This window comes from Chryseobacterium sp. JJR-5R, assembly GCF_034047335.1.
GTDB lineage: Bacteria > Bacteroidota > Bacteroidia > Flavobacteriales > Weeksellaceae > Chryseobacterium.
The window spans coordinates 2,667,793-2,684,782 of record NZ_CP139137.1 but is presented as its reverse complement, the minus strand read 5'-3'; the positions used below and the strand labels follow the sequence as shown (position 1 = coordinate 2,684,782).

Below are 16,990 nucleotides of genomic sequence, written 5' to 3'. Positions count from 1 at the left end.
TTAATCGTTGTGGTAAGGTTTTCCCTGTAAGATCTGATCGGCACGGTACAGCTGTTCTACAATAAATAGCCGGATCATCTGATGGGTAAATGTCATTTTGGATAATGACATTTTTTCATTGGCCCTGGCATAAATTTCTTCTGAAAAACCGTAAGCCCCGCCGATCAGGAGATGGATTTTCTTCACTGAAGAATTCATCCAGCTGTCTATTTTCTGTGCAAATTCCCGACTGGTGAACTGCTTTCCCTTTTCATCCAGAATCAGGACAAGGTCAGTACGGTCAATATGGGACATAAATAGTTTGGCTTCTTCTTTTTTTAAAAGATCCGGTGTCAGGTTTCTGGCATTTTTGATATCAGGAATTTCCACGATCTCAAAATTCCAGTGCTTGGGAAGGCGTTTCAGGTAATAGCTGATTAAAGATGTAATTTCTTTATCGTCTGTTTTCCCTATACAAAGCAAATTAATCTGCATATGATGTGTTTAAGCAATTGAAGCGGCAAAGATATTCATAAATTAAAGAAAGTCATATCCTGTGTTTTTACAGAAAATTCGTAAGTTTAAAAAAAACATTATTTTTGCAGGGCATTATTTGATGAAAGAATTAATCCTTTTATTTTCTGTTGTTCACCAATTATAAAACAGATAATGAAGATAAATACTATTTTAAAGCACAATGGGCATGAAAGTTCCTAAATTTATCCTGAAAGTCCGAGAATTTTTTAATGATATCCATATTCCTCTGCTGGGCATATCCCTGTGGGAAATGTTTCAGATTTATTTCAGAGGGATTTTCAAAGAAAAAATAGGAAGGAAGGCAGCTGCCATTTCCTGGAGCTTTACCATCAGCTTATTCCCGTTTGTTCTGTTTCTCCTGTCGGTAATGCCTTATATGCCGCATTATGACAAGCTTCAGTTTTATATTTTTGAAGTCCTGATGCGTAACGTGTTTCCCTCCAATATAGAAGGTGATGTACGGACTTATATTGAGAAGAGCATTGTCCCCAATATGAAAGGGATCAGCAACCTGACCATTGTTTTAGCCCTTGTATTTGCCACCAACGGAACATTTTCACTGATTAACGGATTCAATGAGCAGGCCGAGGAGAAAATGGGCGATGTGAAGGAGTTCATCCTTTCATTTTTTATTACCATCGGCTTTATCCTTATGGTCTTCCTGACCCTTTTCGGAGTATACTATTCGGAAGTCGTGCTTAAGATGTTTACGCCGGTATATGATGTTTCCTGGCTGATGAGCAATCTTACGAAAATTATTGGATTTGTTTCATTCCCTATCTTTTATTTCATCCTTTTAGCCATGTTCTACTGGCTGGGGACCGTAAAGATAACGAGATTCCGCCAGGCGGTTCCCGGTGCCATTCTTACTACCATACTGTTTGTGGCAACTACGTATTTCTTTGCATTATACGTTAAAAATATTGCCCGTTACAACGTACTGTACGGTTCCATCGGAAGCATGATCCTGCTGATGGTGTGGGTAAATGTTAATGTATACCTTCTGCTTTTCGGAAATGAACTCAATATGGCCATCAGAAAAGTAAGGATTAAAAAAATACTGTCAGACGAACTTAAAAAAGAATCTGAAAACATCAGTTCTGAAAATGATGAGAATAGATGATGTGATTGGAATCAGGTTAAAGTAAATAACCGCTCCATACACACAATGCCTGAATCTCAGAAGCTTAATTTCCCTCCTCCGTCACCGTATTTCCGGCGCTTATCTTCAGGATTATAAAACCGGATATTCCGGCCAGCAGGGAAGCGATCAGTATCGCAAACTTAGCTTCATCCTGAATTTCATGTGATTCTTTAAAAGAAAGCAGGGCAATAAAAATAGACATGGTAAACCCGATGCCGGCCAGAAGCCCGACTCCCCACATCTGTTTCCAGGACGCATTCTGTGGCAGCGAACTCAATCCCGATTTAATCGCAATATATGAAAATATATTAATCCCGATCAGTTTTCCTAAAACCAGGCCGCAGATAATGCCCAGCCCTAAAGTATTGGTTACTTCAGATACCATTTCACGGGTAAAAGTGATGTTGGTGTTGGCCAGCGCAAAGATAGGCATGATAAGGAAACCTACCGGCACATGCAGCTGATGTTCCAGTTTTTCCAGCGGTGAAATTTCGGTTGACGATATATTGGTTGGGATTGAAAAAGCAAGCAGAACGCCTGCAATGGTTGCATGTATTCCGGAATGATGCAGAAAATACCATAAAAACAATCCGGGAACCAGGTAGAAAACAATCTTGGTCACCTTTAAAAAATTCAGTAAGAATAACAAAGCGGTTACCCCGAAAGCCGATAACAGATACATCCAGTGAATCTGTTCCGTATAAAATACGGCAATTACCAAAATTGCGCCCAGATCGTCTACAATAGCCAGTGCGGCAAGGAAAATCTTAATGGAGTTCGGGATTTTTTTTCCTAACAGGGAAATAATCGCCAGAGAAAAAGCGATATCTGTGGCCATCGGGATTCCCCATCCGTTTGCATATTCCGTCCCGAAGTTGAAAACAGTGTAGATAACCGCCGGAACAAGCATGCCGCCAACTGCAGCGAAGATTGGCAGCGAAGCATTTTTAAAGGATGAAAGCTCACCTTCCACCATTTCCCTTTTAATTTCCAGGCCTACCAGAAGGAAAAATATCGCCATCAGCCCGTCGTTGATCCAGATGCTTACCGGATATTTTAATCCAAACAGGCCCGTTCCTGTTTCTGTATCTAAAAAGGACTGAAACCCTTCCGCGGCAGAAGAGTTGGCAATAAATAATGAAACCAGGACACAGAAGATCAGGATAATGCCTGAAGCCTGGCTGCTGCTGAAAAATTTTTTAAAATACAGGGTCAGATTCATTCATGAAACAATATATTATAGCCTTCTTACTCTTGAAATACCGTTGATATCAGTAAGTTTTTTAAACGTCTGTTCCAGCTGGCTCCTGTTTTTGACTTCCAGGTTAATGGTTCCCGTAAAAATTCCGTCATTTGATTCTATTGATAAACTCTTCATATCCATACCCATGGCACCGCTGATCACAGTGGTGATGTCATTGATCATTCCCATCCGGTCAAGCCCTTCAATTTCAATTTTCACCCTGTTTTTAAAGCTTTCCGCATTTACCCATTTGGCGGGGATCACGCGGTAGTCATACTGGGCACGGAGGTTGATGGCATTCGGGCAGCTGTCGCTGTGTACTTTGATGCCTTCAGAAATGGTAATAAACCCGAAAATCTTGTCTCCCGGTATTACCGTACAGCATTTGGCATAGGTATAATTCAGCTTTTCTTCATCTTTTCCGAAAACAATCATGTCGAGGTTCTGCTCTTTAGGCTCTGTGTAAGCCGTATTTTTCGACGGAGATTTCCTGAATCTTGAAAGTAAATTGTTAAAGACATTCTTACTTTCAAGGTATTTTCTTAAGCTGCTGGCATCCAGTTCATTACTTTGAAACTTCAAAAACAGTTCCTGTGAACTTTTAAGATTGAAATATTTTTGAAGCTTATTTATTTCTTCATCGTTAAAATTAATTTTTGCGTGGCGGAGCTTTCTCTGCAGTATTTCTTTGCCGTCTTCCACCAGCTGATTTTTCTGTGAGTTCAGATAACTCTTGATCTTGGATTTGGCTTTGGATGTTATGACAAATTCCAGCCAGTCAGATTTGGGTTTCTGGTTCTGGGAAGACAGGATATCAATCTGGTCGCCGTTCTGGAGAATGTATGAGATCGGTACCAGCTTTCCGTTGATCTTTGCTCCGAGGCACTTCATGCCGAGATCAGAGTGTACCGAAAATGCAAAATCCAGTGCGGTGGCATTGGTCGGTAAAATTTTGATTTCCCCTTTTGGCGTAAAGACAAATACTTCTTTGGAGTACAGGTTAAGCTTAATGTTATCAAGAAGTTCCGAAGTGGTAAGGTTTTGCTGCTGCTCCAGTACTTCACGGATCTCGGTCACCCAGTTCTCAAAATTCCTGTCGTCCGAGCTCTGCTTATAGCCTTCCTTGTATTTGTAGTGGGCGGCCACCCCTTTTTCCGCAATTTCATCCATTCTTTCAGAACGGATCTGTACTTCGATCCATTTTTTGTCTGGGCCTAAAACCGTGAGATGCAGACTTTCATAACCGGTTGAACGCGGCTGGGTAATCCAGTCACGCATCCTTGAAGGGTTGCTGTGGTAAACGTCCGTTACGATGGAATAAATTTTCCAGGCCAGGAATTTTTCATTCTTGGCATCGGATTTATAGATGATCCTGATGGCGTAATTGTCATAGACTTCCTCAAAAGAAACACCCTGCTTCAGCATTTTCCGGTAAATGGAGGAAATGGCTTTTGCGCGGCCCTTTATTTTAAAGTTCAGTCCTTCTTCATGCAGCTTTTCGGAAACTTCCGTCTTGAATTCCTCAATATACCTTTCGCGGTTTTCCTTGGCAAATTCCAGCTTCTCCGTTATTTCATTGAAAATATCCGGATTGTTGTATTTCAGGGAAAGGTCTTCCAATTCGGATTTGATATTGTAAAGGCCAAGGCGGTGCGCCATCGGGGCATAGATATACACCGTTTCAGAGGCGATCTTTTTCTGCTTGTCCGGAGCCATGCTTTCCAGCGTGCGCATATTGTGGAGGCGGTCGGCAATTTTAATCAGGATAACCCGGAAATCTTCCGATAGCGTAAGAAGAAGCTTACGGTAATTTTCAGACTGTACGGAAATATTCTGGTGGTTCATGATGGAGATCTTGGTGAGCCCGTTCACGATATCTGCTATTTTCTCACCGAAAATCTTCTTCAGGTCTTCATACGTATAGTCAGAATCTTCAATCACATCATGCAAAAGGGCACAGGCGATGGAAGTGGCCCCCAGACCGATCTCCGTTGCCACAATTTTTGCCACGGCAATCGGGTGGTAAATGTAGGGTTCCCCGGTTTTTCTTCTCTGATCCTTATGTGCATCCAGCGCAATATCAAAGGCCTTCCGGATGAGCTTGTTATTTTCCTCATCCAGCGTGCGGTATGTATTTGAAATCAGATCCTTATATCTTGCCAGAATCTCTTTGTTTTCCTGTTCTAAGTCGTAACTCATTTATGCAAATGCCTATATATACACGAAAATACGAAAATTTTAGCACTTTTCAAACAACATAGCATACGCAGGCCAATCTTAGAAATAAATTTACCGGTTTCATGCTTATCGGAATGCGGATTTTTTAATAATGAGACTATGATTTAGTGCTTTTGAGATTATATGTTGTGTATCTGTATGAAATGTGGCAAATTTGTATGTGAAAAATTAATAACCTATGAAAAAAATGATTCTTGCTTTCTCACTTCTGGGTTCGCTCTTCAGTGCGCAATATTCATGGACTGCTTTTTCGTATCCGCCGGCAAGTACTAACGGAAGGTATGATGATGTCTTCTTCCTGAACGAAAATGTAGGCTGGGCAGCAAGAGGCGGTAACGGAGCCGTTTTTAAAACAACCAATGGTGGTGCCAGCTGGACACAGCAGACGGTGAGCGCAACTGCCAATCAGTATTACAGGAATATAGAATTCTTAAATGAAAACGTCGGTTTCTTAGGGACGCTGAACAACAATTTTTACAAAACGGTTGACGGCGGGAATTCCTGGCAGCGTGTAAACAATATTTCACCCTATCCACAGGCCATCTGCGGACTGGATTGTGTGGGAACTTCTACCGTCTATGGCTGCGGAGCATGGTTTTACCCGGCCTATATCATAAAGTCTACAGACAGCGGAAATACATGGCAGTATATGGATATGTCTGCTTACACAAATGCTTTGGTAGAAATTCATTTTGTTACTGAAACTACAGGATATGCGGCAGGGAATGATGACAACGGTGCTGTGATCCTGAAAACAACGGACGGTGGAAACAGCTGGACAAAAATTTATAATAGTAACATTGAGAATGAATATGTCTGGAAAATGCAGTTTCTAGATAATAATAAGATTTTCTGTTCCATAGAATCGGAGCTTCCGAATACCGGCAAACTGCTGAAATCCCTGAACGGCGGTTTCAGCTGGGAAACAAAGGATTTTCCTGATCATTATGTGCAGGCGGTTGGTTTTACATCGGCAACACACGGCTGGATGGGCGGCCCCACAATACTGGGTTTTATGAGACTTTGGATGGTGGAAACACGTGGACGGATACAAGCGTAGGAGGTTCTCTGAACCGGATTTTTATTCTTAATAACAACGTTGCGTTTGCGGCCGGAACAAATGTCTATAAAATGACTACGGGAAATCTGGCAGCACAGGAAGTATCCGGTGAAAAGCAGGAACGGAAATTAAAGGTGGAAGTGGTACCGAATCCGGTAAAGGATAAACTGAACCTGAATGTTCATTATTTACATTCCGATCATATTATCGTAGGTTTGTATGAGGCTTCAGGGAAATTTGTAAAAAATATCCTTAAAGATGATGTAAATGATAAAGGCCTGAAAAAATATACGCTGGAATTTAATTATCCCAAAGGAAATTACCTGCTTGATGTCCATTCTAATTTAGGAAGGCAGTCTGTTAAGGTTATTAAAAACTGATAAGCAAAAAGCGCAGAAATTTCTGCGCTTTTCTATTTTTTAAATTCTTTCATTTTTGATTTCCTCAACAATTTCAGGATTCAGCAGGGTAGAGATGTCCCCGAAATTACTGAAGTCTCCTTCTGCAATTTTTCTCAGGATCCTGCGCATGATTTTCCCGGAACGCGTTTTCGGAAGCCCGGAAACAAACTGAATTTTATCCAGCTTGGCAATCGGTCCGATCTGGTCTGAAATCAGCTGGTTGATTTCCTTAACCAGGTTTTCCTGCTTCCTGTCGGCACCCGAATCTTTTAAGATGACAAATCCGTACAGCGCATTTCCTTTAATATCATGAGGATAGCCTACAATGGCTGATTCTGCCACGGCAGGGTGCTCATTGATGCTGTCTTCAATAGGGGCCGTTCCCAGATTATGCCCGGAGACAATCACCACATCATCCACGCGGCCTGTAATCCGGTAATATCCCACTTCATCCCTCAGTGCACCGTCACCTGTAAAATACTTTCCCGGGAAAGCGGTGAAATATGTTTCTTTATACCGTTGGTGGTCTCCCCAGATGGTTCTTGCAATTCCGGGCCATGGAAAGCGGATGCACAGGTTTCCGGTCACCTGGTTCCCTGATATTTCATTGCGTTTGTCATCCATCAGCACAGGCTGGATTCCCGGTAAGGGCAGGGTAGCATAGGTAGGTTTTGTCGGGGTAACAAACGGAAGCGGCGAAATCATGATGCCTCCCGTTTCGGTCTGCCACCAGGTATCCACAACAGGGCATTTTTTCTTCCCGACATGGTCGTTAAACCAGTGCCATGCTTCATCATTAATCGGTTCACCTACCGAGCCGATTACTTTTAATGAGCTCAGATCATGCTTGTCAACCCATTCGGTGCTTTCTTTGGCCAATGAACGGATGGCCGTAGGAGCGGTGTAGAATTGGGTGATTTTGTGTTTTTCGATTACTTCCCAGAAACGGTCCGGTTCAGGATAAGTAGGAATACCTTCAAAAATCACAGTGGTTGCCCCGTTTAAAAGCGGACCATATAATATATAGGAATGGCCTGTGATCCAGCCGATATCCGCAGTACACCAGTAAATGTCATTTTCCTTGTAATTGAATACATTTTTAAAAGTATAGGCCGTATACACCATGTAACCCGCGGATGTATGGAGCATTCCCTTAGGTTTTCCCGTGGAACCTGATGTGTAAAGAATAAATAAAGGATCTTCGGCATCCATGATAACAGTTACAAAATCCGGGGATGCCTGTTCATACAAATCAGCCATCCAGTGATCCCTTCCTTCCTTCATTTTGATCTCGTTGTGCGTTCTTTTTACGACCAGGACATTTTCAACCGTCGGGGTTTTTTCCAACGCTTCATCAACAATGCTTTTCAGGTCCAGGACTTTGCTTCCCCGGTAGCTTCCGTCTGAGGTAATTACCATTTTAGCTTCGCAGTCATTGACTCTGGATGCTACGGCGGCGGCAGAGAATCCTGCAAAGATTACGGAATGCACGGCGCCTAATTTTGCACAGGCCAGCATGGCAACGGCCAGTTCAGGGATCATCGGCAGGTAGATGCAAACGCGGTCGCCTTTTTCAATACCCATTTCGCGCAGGACATTGGCGGTTTTGTTGACGCGGGTGTATAATTCGTTATAGGAAATATGCTGTGCCGGTTCTTTCGGGTCATTGGGTTCCCAGATGATGGCCGCTTTTTCTCCTCTCACGGAAAGGTGCCTGTCCAGGCAGTTTTTGGTGATATTTAATTTCGCATTTTTAAACCAGGTGATTTTTGCTTCATTCATGTCGTATTTTACAACTTTGCTCCACCGTTGGTACCATACAAAATTTTGATCGGCTATTTTGTCCCAGAATTTTTTTGGATTTTTAATAGACTTTTTATATTCTTCAAAGTAGTGCGGTAAATCTTCTATCAGATAGTTTCTCATATCCCTTTCTTTTTTTGAATTTGAATTTTTATTATTTAAATATATGTTTAATTTTTTGTCCGAAGCCTGTATTCATTGATTTTTTGCCGAATTTCCTCAATGATGTTCTCATCGTCAATAGTCGGCGGAACCTGAAATTCCTTCCCGTCAATAATTGTTCTGATGAGCTTTCTTAAAATTTTTCCGGAACGTGTTTTCGGAAGCTTCTTGACTACCATGACGCTTTTTAAAAATGCCACAGCGCCTATTTTTTCCCTGACTTTCAGAATGATTTCTTTTTCGACGTCTTCTTCAGAAATTTTTGAGCCGTTCTTTAAAACAACCGCTGCAAAAGGGACCTGCCCGCGCAGTTCATCATCAATCCCCACAACGGCACACTCGGCAACGTCAGGATGGGATGAAACAATCTCCTCCATTTCAGAAGTGGAAAGGCGGTGTCCCGCAACGTTGATGACATCGTCTACTCTTCCTGTAATAAAAATATAGCCGTCTTCATCTTTTATGGCTCCGTCGCCTGAAAAATAATAGTCTTTGTATTGTGATAAATAGCTTTTTTCAAAACGCCCGTAATCATTCCAGATTCCCAGCATGGCACCGGGCGGAAGCGGAAGCTTGATAACCAGGTAACCTTCTTTATGGGCATCCAGTTCGTACCCGTTTTCGTCAAAAATTTTAATGTCATATCCCGGAATCGGTTTTCCGGCTGAAGCTCTTTTGATTTTATAATCTTCATTAAAGGTCATCAGGCCCAGCATCGGCCAGCCGGATTCTGTCTGCCACCAATGGTCGATGGCGGGAACTCCGATGTGTTTCTCAAACCAGTCTAATGTGGCAATATCACATCTTTCGCCTGCCAGGAATTGTTTTCTGAAATGGCTTAAGTCATATTTTTTTGCCAATTCTCCATTTGGATCTTCTTTTTTAATCGCCCGGATGGCAGTCGGAGCTGTAAACATCGCTGCTACCTTATACTCTGAGATGATTCGCCAGAAAGTTCCTGCATCAGGAGTCATAACTGGTTTTCCTTCGAAAATAACGGTGGCGTTTCTGTTAATCAGCGGACCATAAACGCTGTAGCTGTGGCCCACTGCCCATCCAAAGTCGGAAGCTGCCCAAAACGTTTCGCCGGGCTCAATTCCGTAAATGTATTTCATGGAAAATTTCAAAGCCGTGGCATAACCTCCGGTATCTCTTGTGATTCCTTTCGGCTTGCCTGTGGTTCCCGAAGTGTAGAGCAGGTACAGCGGATGGTTGGATTCTACCGGAACACAGTCTGCAGGTTCTGATTTCCCGGCCAATTCCTCATAATCCATAATCCCCTCAAACATCTCATTCTGATTATCAACTAATTTCCTGTTGAACACAATGATATTATCCACTTTATCCTGCGCCAGCTCAATTGCTTTTTCCACCAAAGGCAGGTATGGGATCCTTTTCGCAATTTCTATTCCGGCAGTCGCGGTAATCAAAGCCTTCGGTTTGCAGTCGTCAATCCTTACGACCAGCTCATGCGGCGCAAAACCTCCGAAAACCACATTGTGGATCACACCAATCCTTGCGCAGGCCAGCATGGCAAAAAGCGTCTGCGGAATCATCGGCATATAAATAACGGCGGTATCGCCTTTTTTTAAACCCAGAGAAACCAGGCCGCCGGCTAATTTTGAAATTTCTCCTTCAGCCTGATTGAAAGTGTATTTTTTCTTCTGGCCGGTAACCGGAGAATCATAAATAATGGCCGTGTTTTCACCAAAGCCGTCTTCAATATGCCTGTCGATACATAAATAGCACATGTTCAGCTTCCCGTCCGGAAACCATTGCGTGTAATTGTTCCCGTCTTTTGAAATAATGGTTTCAGGAAATTTAAACCACGGGAGTTCCTGAGCCTGTTCTTTCCAGAACTGCGCTTTGTTTTTTATGCTCTGCTTAAATAAATCGTCTGCGTCCATATTGCTTTTTGTGTTTTTTGCCATTGCGGGAAATGAAGCTGCTGCATAATCTCTTAATAATCTCAGTTTCTCAAATCATTTTGGTGGTGAAAAACTTAAAATACGACTTATTCAATTTCTGAATGCCTTTTGTAATTTGTATGTTAAAATGATCATTACCCATAAATTATAAGTCTCTGATCTCTTCTCTATTATCTGAAATCTATTCAAACATTTCCTCAATCTGCTGGATCAGTTTTTTAATCGAATACGGTTTCGTTACATAGGCATCGGCACCCATCTCAAGGCCTTTCTCTATATCTCTGGGATTGTTTTTGGCGCTCAAGAACAAAACTTTTGTATTGTTTAAGCCTTCATTTTTTTTGATTTCTTCCAAGGTGCTGTAGCCATCCAGGTTCGGCATCATGATGTCCAGTAAAATAACATCAGGAACAATCGTTTTTAAAAATTCTAAAACCTCGGTTCCGTCCCTGGCAATAAAAACTTCATACCCTGTTTTCCGGAAACTGTATTCCAGAGACATCAATATTTTATGTTCGTCATCAGCAATCAATATCTTTTTCATTTTTTTCTTTGTTTTGATTGGAGAACCCGAAGGGTTCAATTTTAATAACCGCAGGTGAAATCCATGGTATTGTGATTACATTAAACCACCCCTTAAAAAGAGTGAGTTGAATATAATTAAAATTACCCTTTTATTCACATTCAATGCCATTCTCCTTTAGCAATTTACTGAACTCTTGTTCAAAGCTTTCTTTTCTGTGATGTTCTTTTTGATTTTTTATATAATTTATAATTGTCTCTTTTTCTCTGACTGAACAGGTAAAAGCTCCATAGCCTTCCTGCCAGTTTGTAAATTCAGGAAATAGCCCTGATTCTTTTATCCATACATTCGTAGCGATTTTTATATCTTTTATTAAACTGCTTAGGCTCACACCGGGATGTAAATCACATAAAATATGCACGTGATCCGGCATTCCGTTAATCCTGTATAATTTACATTTTTTATTCTTTAAAATACCCCAGATGTATCTATAAAGCTCAGATTCGTTCTTTTTAATAATTACCGGTTCTCTGTATTTTGTCCCGAAAACAATATGATACAATATTTGTCTGTATGTTCCCATTGGTGTTTGTTTTTTATTCTGCGTTTGTGATCCAAGGGTTTCACCCACGGTTATTCATATTGAACCCTTCGGGTTCTTGCTTGCTGCGTTTATGATCCATGGGTTTTCACCCACGGTTATTCATATTGAACCCTTCGGGTTCTTGCTTGCTGCGTTTATGATCCATGGGTTTTCACCCACGGTTATTCATATTGAACCCTTCGGGTTCTTGTTTGCTGCGTTTATAATCCAAGGGTTTCACCCACGGTTATTCATATTGAACCCTTCGGGTTCTTGCTTGCTGCGTTTATGATCCATGGGTTTTTCACCCACGGTTATTCATATTAAACCCTTCGGGTTCTTGTTTACTGCGTTTATGATCCAAGGGTTTCACCCACGGTTATTCATATTGAACCCTTCGGGTTCTTGTTTGCTGCGTTTATGATCCATGGGTTTTCACCCACGGTTATTCATATTGAACCCTTCGGGTTCTTGTTTGCTGCGTTTATAATCCATGTGTTTTCACCCACTGTTATTTGTATTGAATCCTTCGGGTTCTTCATCATCATCAGTCTTATTTTTTATTGGTAGAGTGATGGTAAATGTCACGCCCAGCCCGCTGTTTTCCGCTTTTATATGTCCGTCGTGGGCTTCGGTAATCTTTTTTGAAATAGCCAATCCAAGGCCGCTTCCGGTGGGTTTCCGGATATTCTGGTTTCTGGACTGGTAAAATTTATCAAAAATAAGTTCCAGGTCTTCATCAGGAATATTTTTTCCGGTGTTAAATATTTTTATAATAAGATTACTGTTCCTTTGTGAAAATTTGGTCTGGATGATTCCCTGTTCATCCGTAAACTTCAAGGCATTTCCCAGGATATTCTGAAACAGCTGGATAAACCTTGCCTCGTCATATTCAAACAGGTAATCATGTAACAGATCAACTTCGCTGATATGAATGAACTTCTGCTGAATCAGATGTAAGATAGGGTTCAGGGCTTTTTTATAGGTTTCAATGATATTATTTTCCTGAATGTTCAACGCAATCTCTCCGTGCTGAAGCTTGTCCAGATACAGAATATCGTTGATAATTTCACTCAGGCGGTCAGATTCCGTGATGATGTTGTTTAGAAATTCTTTCTTGATATCTAACGGAATATCATCATCGTCAGCTAAAATTTCCCCGGCTGAGCGGATGGCGGTAATCGGCGTTCTCAGTTCATGCGCAACGGAATCCAGGAAATCGTCTTTCTGGCGGTCTTTTACGATTAAGTTTTCGTTGGCGGCGCTGAGGTCATTGGAAAGCTGCTTCAGCTCTTCGGATTTTTCGGTGAGCTTTTTATTTAAGGTGATGTTTTCTTTGGACTCTTCTAAAATATTCAAGACTTCCTTCAATGAAATTTTATCCTCTTTGGTTACGCCTTCAATCAGGATTTTGGCAGAAGCCGTCCCGATTCTTCCGGCCAGAAGGTTCTCGGAAAATTTGATGAACCTGGAGTCTGCCGTTTCAGTCTGCGAATCGATATTGTATTTGATATTGAAAATCCGCATCGCCTGTTCGGTTTTCTTTTTGCCTAAAAAACGTTCCAGGATGTTTTGGATATCAGAAACATAAGCCGTTCCTCGCCAGATGAATGCATTTTCGTGATTTTGGATGTATTTATCGATATCAACATAGAGTTCAGCAAAATTCCGCTCCCGGTAATTCCCTTTCATGCTCACTGAAAGTATGGAAAACAGAGCGGTGTTCACTAAAACCGACCAGAAGAAAATTTCAGGAATCCGGGTTAAAAAAGAAATGTCAAAAAACTGAAAAACATTGTAGAGATCCCTTAATATCCCTTTCAGCTCAGAATTATAGGAAAAATAATACTGCGGAATAATGAGCCCGAAATAGCAGATAACCAGTCCTGCCAACAGTCCGGTTACAGCGCCTTTGTAGCTTCCCCTTCTCCAGAAAATCGCTCCGAAAAAGGCAGGCGCCAATTGCGCGATGACCACAAATGAAATCAGCCCGACGGAATCTAAAGAAGTTTTCAGAATAAAATATTTATAAAAAGCAAAAGCAACGATGATCAGTCCGAAAATTGAGAATTTTCGGATGTTGGTAATGTTTCTTGTATTTTGGATTTCGTTTTCGGCTTTAAATTTCCCCAGTAAGCCGTAAGGAATGATCAGATTGTTGGAAAGCATAATCGACAAGGTAATGGCTGAAATAATAATCATCGAAATACTCGAACTCAGGCCTCCCAAAAATACAAAAACCGTAATCAAAGTATTGTCAAAATGCTGCGGGATCAGGATAGAGTAGAACTCGGGGTTTACATTTTGCCCGTTAAAAATCAATCTTCCGCCCCAGGCAATCGGGAAGATAAAAATGGTGAATATCAGAAGATACAGGGGAAAAAACCAGATGGCTGTCTTGATGTGCTTTTCCTGTCTGTTTTCTACGATTGCCGTATGGAACTGTCTCGGTAAAATACAGATGGCCGTTCCGGAAATCATGCACAGAACCATCCAGTTCATGGCGCCTTCAATTCCGTTAAAGGTATTTTTAGCTTTAAAATCAGGGAATTGGCTTGCCTTCTGATACAGGTCTGAAAATCCGTCAAAAGCATAATAAATGACAAACAAGCCAAGGATAATGATGAAAAATAATTTGAGGAAACTCTCCAGGGCAATGGCTGAGATGATTCCCAAGCGTTTTTCGGAGGCGTCAACATATCTTGTTCCGTAATATGATGAAAATACGGCAATCAGAATGACTACAAATGTACCGCTGTCTGTCAGGATATTCGGTGATATCTTGGTTTCCGTCACCAGGTGAAACGTTTCTGAAATGGCTTTGATCTGCAGCCCGATGTAAGGGATAACCGCAAAAAAACAAACTAAGGTAATGATGGCACTGAAGCTCCTGCTGTTTCCGTACCGCAATGAAATAAAATCTGCCAGACTGCTTATTTTATTCACTCTTGAGATGCGGACAATCCTTGTGTTGATGTAAATCCAGGCCGGAACTACTACAATAGGTCCAATGTAAACGGGTAAATAATTGAGTCCGCTGGTCGCTGCCACACCGATACTTCCATAGTACGTCCAGGCAGTGCAGTACACGGCAAGAGACAGTGCATAGATATATGGATTATTGATCCAGATCTTACTCTTTTTCTTCTCTGCCAGATGGGCAACCAGGAATAAAAGTGCGAGGTAAATAAGGACAACGATAAATAAGGCAAAGCTACTCATCATATTTTTTTATGATTGCAAAAGAAATAATGATGGAAAGCATCCAGACCGCAAACAGGTAAACCAGAAGCATCGGGTAACCCAGAATTTCCTTTTCACTGTTGAAAAGCAATGAAAGGGGAATGCTGAAAGCGATAAGCAGGCCTATGCTCAGGATAATCAGTTTTTGCTCATGGCGCTTTTTCATAGGTAATAAATGAAATTAGATAAAATAATGATAATTGATGAACAGACCGCGGCCATCCATCAATTATCATTCATCATTTATAATTAAACTTTCTCGTCAGAATATTCTCCTGTTAAAGAATAATATCCGAAGATGGCCAGTCCGCCGGTAACAATCGGTACCAGTACAAAAAGTATGATGATGCCGAATACCAGGTCTTCCTGCTTACCGGAGGTAATTTTAGGAATGCCCATCACCGTGATCCCGAAGTAGGCAACGGTTAAGGCGGCTAAAATCCATACAATGCCTAATATTTTTTTTAATCCGTTCATTTTAGTAGATTTAAAATTAATAAATTTTTAAGTGATTATCCCTATTAATCGTGGATATTGTTGTTCTTGTTCTTAAGATAAATCAGTCCGATGACCAAACAGGCGGCAGCAACCCCGATCGGGTACCAGAGTCCTTCCAGGTACCAGGTTGCATGCCCTGCATCTTTCCCGGAAGTCACGAGATAAGTAGCTACAGCAGGCAACAAGCCTCCGAAAACCCCGTTGCCGATGTGGTACGGCAGAGACATCGATGTATAACGGATTCTCACCGGGAACATTTCAACTAAAAATGCGGCAATCGGGCCATATACCATCGTCACGAAAATTACCTGAATAAATACCAGGAATACCAGGTACCATCTTGTCTCATTGTTCAGGGTAATTGCGGTGGAAACTTTCGGTTCTTCGGCTTTTCCGTCTTTCATTACGGGACCTGCCGCAGACCAGTGAATAATACTGTCTTTTTTGATTAAAGTTCCGTCTGTGAAAGCAGTTTCCTTATGGAAGGTGATCATGCTGTCCGTTGCAATCGTTTTATGAAGGGCGGCCGTCCTTGTTTCCTTCACGCCTTCACTCGCAACGGTTTTTGCCTCAATGTTTACACTTTTGTACATGGCATCGTAGATCGGGCGGTAGGCTAAGATCGCGACCAGCATCCCGGTCATCATAATGGCTTTCCTGCCGATTTTATCCGAAAGCCAACCGAAAAACACGAAGAAAGGTGTTCCCATCAGTAAAGCCGTGGCCATCAGGTAATCTACCTGCATAGAGTTGATGTTCATCACTTTCTGAAGGAAACTCATGGCGTAGAACTGCCCGGTGTACCAGATTACGCCTTGTCCCATTGCAGCACCGAATAATGCCAGTAAGACAAATTTGAAATTGAATTTATTACCGAAACTTTCCTTTAAAGGATTTTTTGACGTTTTTCCTTCACTTTTAGCCTTGGCAAAAAGCGGAGACTCTTTCATATTTTTTCTGATGAAATAAGAAACGCCCACCATTAAAATCGAAATCCAGAACGGGACCCTCCATCCCCAGGAATCAAACTCCTCGGCTGAAAGCGTATTTTTTGTAATGAGGATAACGATTAATGAAATGAAAAGCCCTGCAGTAGCGGTCGTCTGGATCCATGAAGTCCAGTAACCTCTCCTGTGCGGCTGCGAGTATTCCGCAACATAAGTTGCCGCCCCGCCGTATTCCCCGCCTAAAGCCAGTCCCTGTAAAAGCCTTAAGATCAAGACCAGGACCGGCGCCATGAATCCGATGGTTTCATAGCCGGGGATACATCCGATCAGGAAGGTGGAAAATCCCATGATCAGTAAAGTAACAAGGAAGGTGTATTTCCTTCCGATAATATCTCCCAGCCTTCCGAAAAATAAGGCGCCGAAAGGCCTTACTACAAATCCGGCTGCAAAGGTTGCCAGTGTAGACAAAAATGCTGCGGTGGGATTATCTGCCGGAAAGAATTTGGTCGCCAAGACGACAGCCAGACTCCCGAAAATATAGAAATCATACCATTCTATAAGAGTTCCGAGGGACGATGCTGTAATGACGCTCCAGATGGTGCGGTTTTTCTGCTTTTCCGTCATATTGCCGTAAACATCGTGGTGTTGTTCGCTCATATCACTAAATTTTTGTTGATTATTAAATTAAATAAAATATCTTC

The 16,990-nt window shown here is 41.8% G+C and carries 14 protein-coding genes; 3 read left to right on the top strand and 11 right to left on the bottom strand.

Annotated elements, in window-relative coordinates; translation table 11 throughout:
• A complete protein-coding gene (locus SD427_RS11830) occupies positions 1 to 474 on the bottom strand; it encodes a 23S rRNA (pseudouridine(1915)-N(3))-methyltransferase RlmH (RefSeq protein ID WP_320558003.1) in 474 nt (157 codons plus the stop codon).
• Between the two features lie 202 nt (positions 475 to 676).
• Here SD427_RS11830 and SD427_RS11825 point away from each other — a divergent pair, with 202 nt between their 5' ends.
• Entirely contained in the window at positions 677 to 1,639 is a 963-nt protein-coding gene (locus SD427_RS11825) for a YihY/virulence factor BrkB family protein (RefSeq protein ID WP_320558002.1), read from the top strand.
• Between the two features lie 64 nt (positions 1,640 to 1,703).
• On the opposite strand, the gene nhaA is transcribed toward SD427_RS11825, so the two are convergent.
• On the bottom strand, positions 1,704 to 2,882 hold the full coding sequence (gene nhaA / locus SD427_RS11820; RefSeq protein WP_320558001.1) for a Na+/H+ antiporter NhaA: 1,179 nt from the start codon (positions 2,880 to 2,882) through the stop codon (positions 1,704 to 1,706).
• 15 nt (positions 2,883 to 2,897) lie between these two features.
• Entirely contained in the window at positions 2,898 to 5,102 is a 2,205-nt protein-coding gene (locus SD427_RS11815; protein ID WP_320558000.1) for a RelA/SpoT family protein, read from the bottom strand.
• A gap of 217 nt (positions 5,103 to 5,319) precedes the next feature.
• Here SD427_RS11815 and SD427_RS11810 point away from each other — a divergent pair, with 217 nt between their 5' ends.
• Together SD427_RS11810 and SD427_RS11805 are read left to right on the top strand one after the other, a co-directional pair.
• Complete coding sequence (locus SD427_RS11810; protein ID WP_320557999.1) at positions 5,320 to 6,201, top strand: hypothetical protein; 882 nt, start codon at positions 5,320 to 5,322, stop codon at positions 6,199 to 6,201.
• 71 nt (positions 6,202 to 6,272) lie between these two features.
• Positions 6,273 to 6,581, top strand: a complete 309-nt coding sequence (locus tag SD427_RS11805; RefSeq protein WP_320557998.1) for a T9SS type A sorting domain-containing protein — start codon at positions 6,273 to 6,275, stop codon at positions 6,579 to 6,581.
• A gap of 39 nt (positions 6,582 to 6,620) precedes the next feature.
• Here the strand turns inward: SD427_RS11805 and acs are convergent, their stop codons facing one another.
• From acs to SD427_RS11765, 8 genes are all read right to left on the bottom strand, one after another.
• Positions 6,621 to 8,528, bottom strand: a complete 1,908-nt coding sequence (gene acs / locus SD427_RS11800; protein WP_320557997.1) for an acetate--CoA ligase — start codon at positions 8,526 to 8,528, stop codon at positions 6,621 to 6,623.
• A gap of 47 nt (positions 8,529 to 8,575) precedes the next feature.
• Entirely contained in the window at positions 8,576 to 10,474 is a 1,899-nt protein-coding gene (locus SD427_RS11795; RefSeq protein WP_320561042.1) for an AMP-binding protein, read from the bottom strand.
• 202 nt (positions 10,475 to 10,676) lie between these two features.
• Positions 10,677 to 11,039 carry a response regulator gene (locus SD427_RS11790; RefSeq protein ID WP_320557996.1) on the bottom strand — a complete coding sequence of 121 codons (363 nt, stop codon included), beginning with the start codon at positions 11,037 to 11,039 and terminating at the stop codon, positions 10,677 to 10,679.
• Between the two features lie 130 nt (positions 11,040 to 11,169).
• Positions 11,170 to 11,601 carry an IS200/IS605 family transposase gene (gene tnpA, locus SD427_RS11785; RefSeq protein ID WP_320557995.1) on the bottom strand — a complete coding sequence of 144 codons (432 nt, stop codon included), beginning with the start codon at positions 11,599 to 11,601 and terminating at the stop codon, positions 11,170 to 11,172.
• Between the two features lie 501 nt (positions 11,602 to 12,102).
• Complete coding sequence (locus SD427_RS11780) at positions 12,103 to 14,823, bottom strand: ATP-binding protein (protein ID WP_320561041.1); 2,721 nt, start codon at positions 14,821 to 14,823, stop codon at positions 12,103 to 12,105.
• Positions 14,816 to 15,010, bottom strand: coding sequence for a hypothetical protein (locus SD427_RS11775; protein WP_320557994.1), 195 nt, complete (start codon positions 15,008 to 15,010; stop codon positions 14,816 to 14,818). Before SD427_RS11775 ends, SD427_RS11780 begins: the two co-directional genes overlap by 8 nt.
• An 83-nt stretch (positions 15,011 to 15,093) precedes the next feature.
• Positions 15,094 to 15,321 carry a DUF6814 family protein gene (locus tag SD427_RS11770; RefSeq protein ID WP_320557993.1) on the bottom strand — a complete coding sequence of 76 codons (228 nt, stop codon included), beginning with the start codon at positions 15,319 to 15,321 and terminating at the stop codon, positions 15,094 to 15,096.
• 44 nt (positions 15,322 to 15,365) lie between these two features.
• A complete protein-coding gene (locus SD427_RS11765) occupies positions 15,366 to 16,946 on the bottom strand; it encodes an MFS transporter (protein ID WP_320557992.1) in 1,581 nt (526 codons plus the stop codon).
• Between the last annotated feature and the right edge of the window lie 44 nt (positions 16,947 to 16,990).

Coding starts and splice junctions, on each gene's coding strand:
- SD427_RS11830 (WP_320558003.1), bottom strand. CDS start 474: ATGCAGATTAATTTGCTTTGTATAGGGAAAACAGACGATAAAGAAATT.
- SD427_RS11825 (WP_320558002.1), top strand. CDS start 677: ATGGGCATGAAAGTTCCTAAATTTATCCTGAAAGTCCGAGAATTTTTT.
- nhaA (WP_320558001.1), bottom strand. CDS start 2,882: ATGAATCTGACCCTGTATTTTAAAAAATTTTTCAGCAGCAGCCAGGCT.
- SD427_RS11815 (WP_320558000.1), bottom strand. CDS start 5,102: ATGAGTTACGACTTAGAACAGGAAAACAAAGAGATTCTGGCAAGATAT.
- SD427_RS11810 (WP_320557999.1), top strand. CDS start 5,320: ATGAAAAAAATGATTCTTGCTTTCTCACTTCTGGGTTCGCTCTTCAGT.
- SD427_RS11805 (WP_320557998.1), top strand. CDS start 6,273: ATGACTACGGGAAATCTGGCAGCACAGGAAGTATCCGGTGAAAAGCAG.
- acs (WP_320557997.1), bottom strand. CDS start 8,528: ATGAGAAACTATCTGATAGAAGATTTACCGCACTACTTTGAAGAATAT.
- SD427_RS11795 (WP_320561042.1), bottom strand. CDS start 10,474: ATGGACGCAGACGATTTATTTAAGCAGAGCATAAAAAACAAAGCGCAG.
- SD427_RS11790 (WP_320557996.1), bottom strand. CDS start 11,039: ATGAAAAAGATATTGATTGCTGATGACGAACATAAAATATTGATGTCT.
- tnpA (WP_320557995.1), bottom strand. CDS start 11,601: ATGGGAACATACAGACAAATATTGTATCATATTGTTTTCGGGACAAAA.
- SD427_RS11780 (WP_320561041.1), bottom strand. CDS start 14,823: ATGAGTAGCTTTGCCTTATTTATCGTTGTCCTTATTTACCTCGCACTT.
- SD427_RS11775 (WP_320557994.1), bottom strand. CDS start 15,010: ATGAAAAAGCGCCATGAGCAAAAACTGATTATCCTGAGCATAGGCCTG.
- SD427_RS11770 (WP_320557993.1), bottom strand. CDS start 15,321: ATGAACGGATTAAAAAAAATATTAGGCATTGTATGGATTTTAGCCGCC.
- SD427_RS11765 (WP_320557992.1), bottom strand. CDS start 16,946: ATGAGCGAACAACACCACGATGTTTACGGCAATATGACGGAAAAGCAG.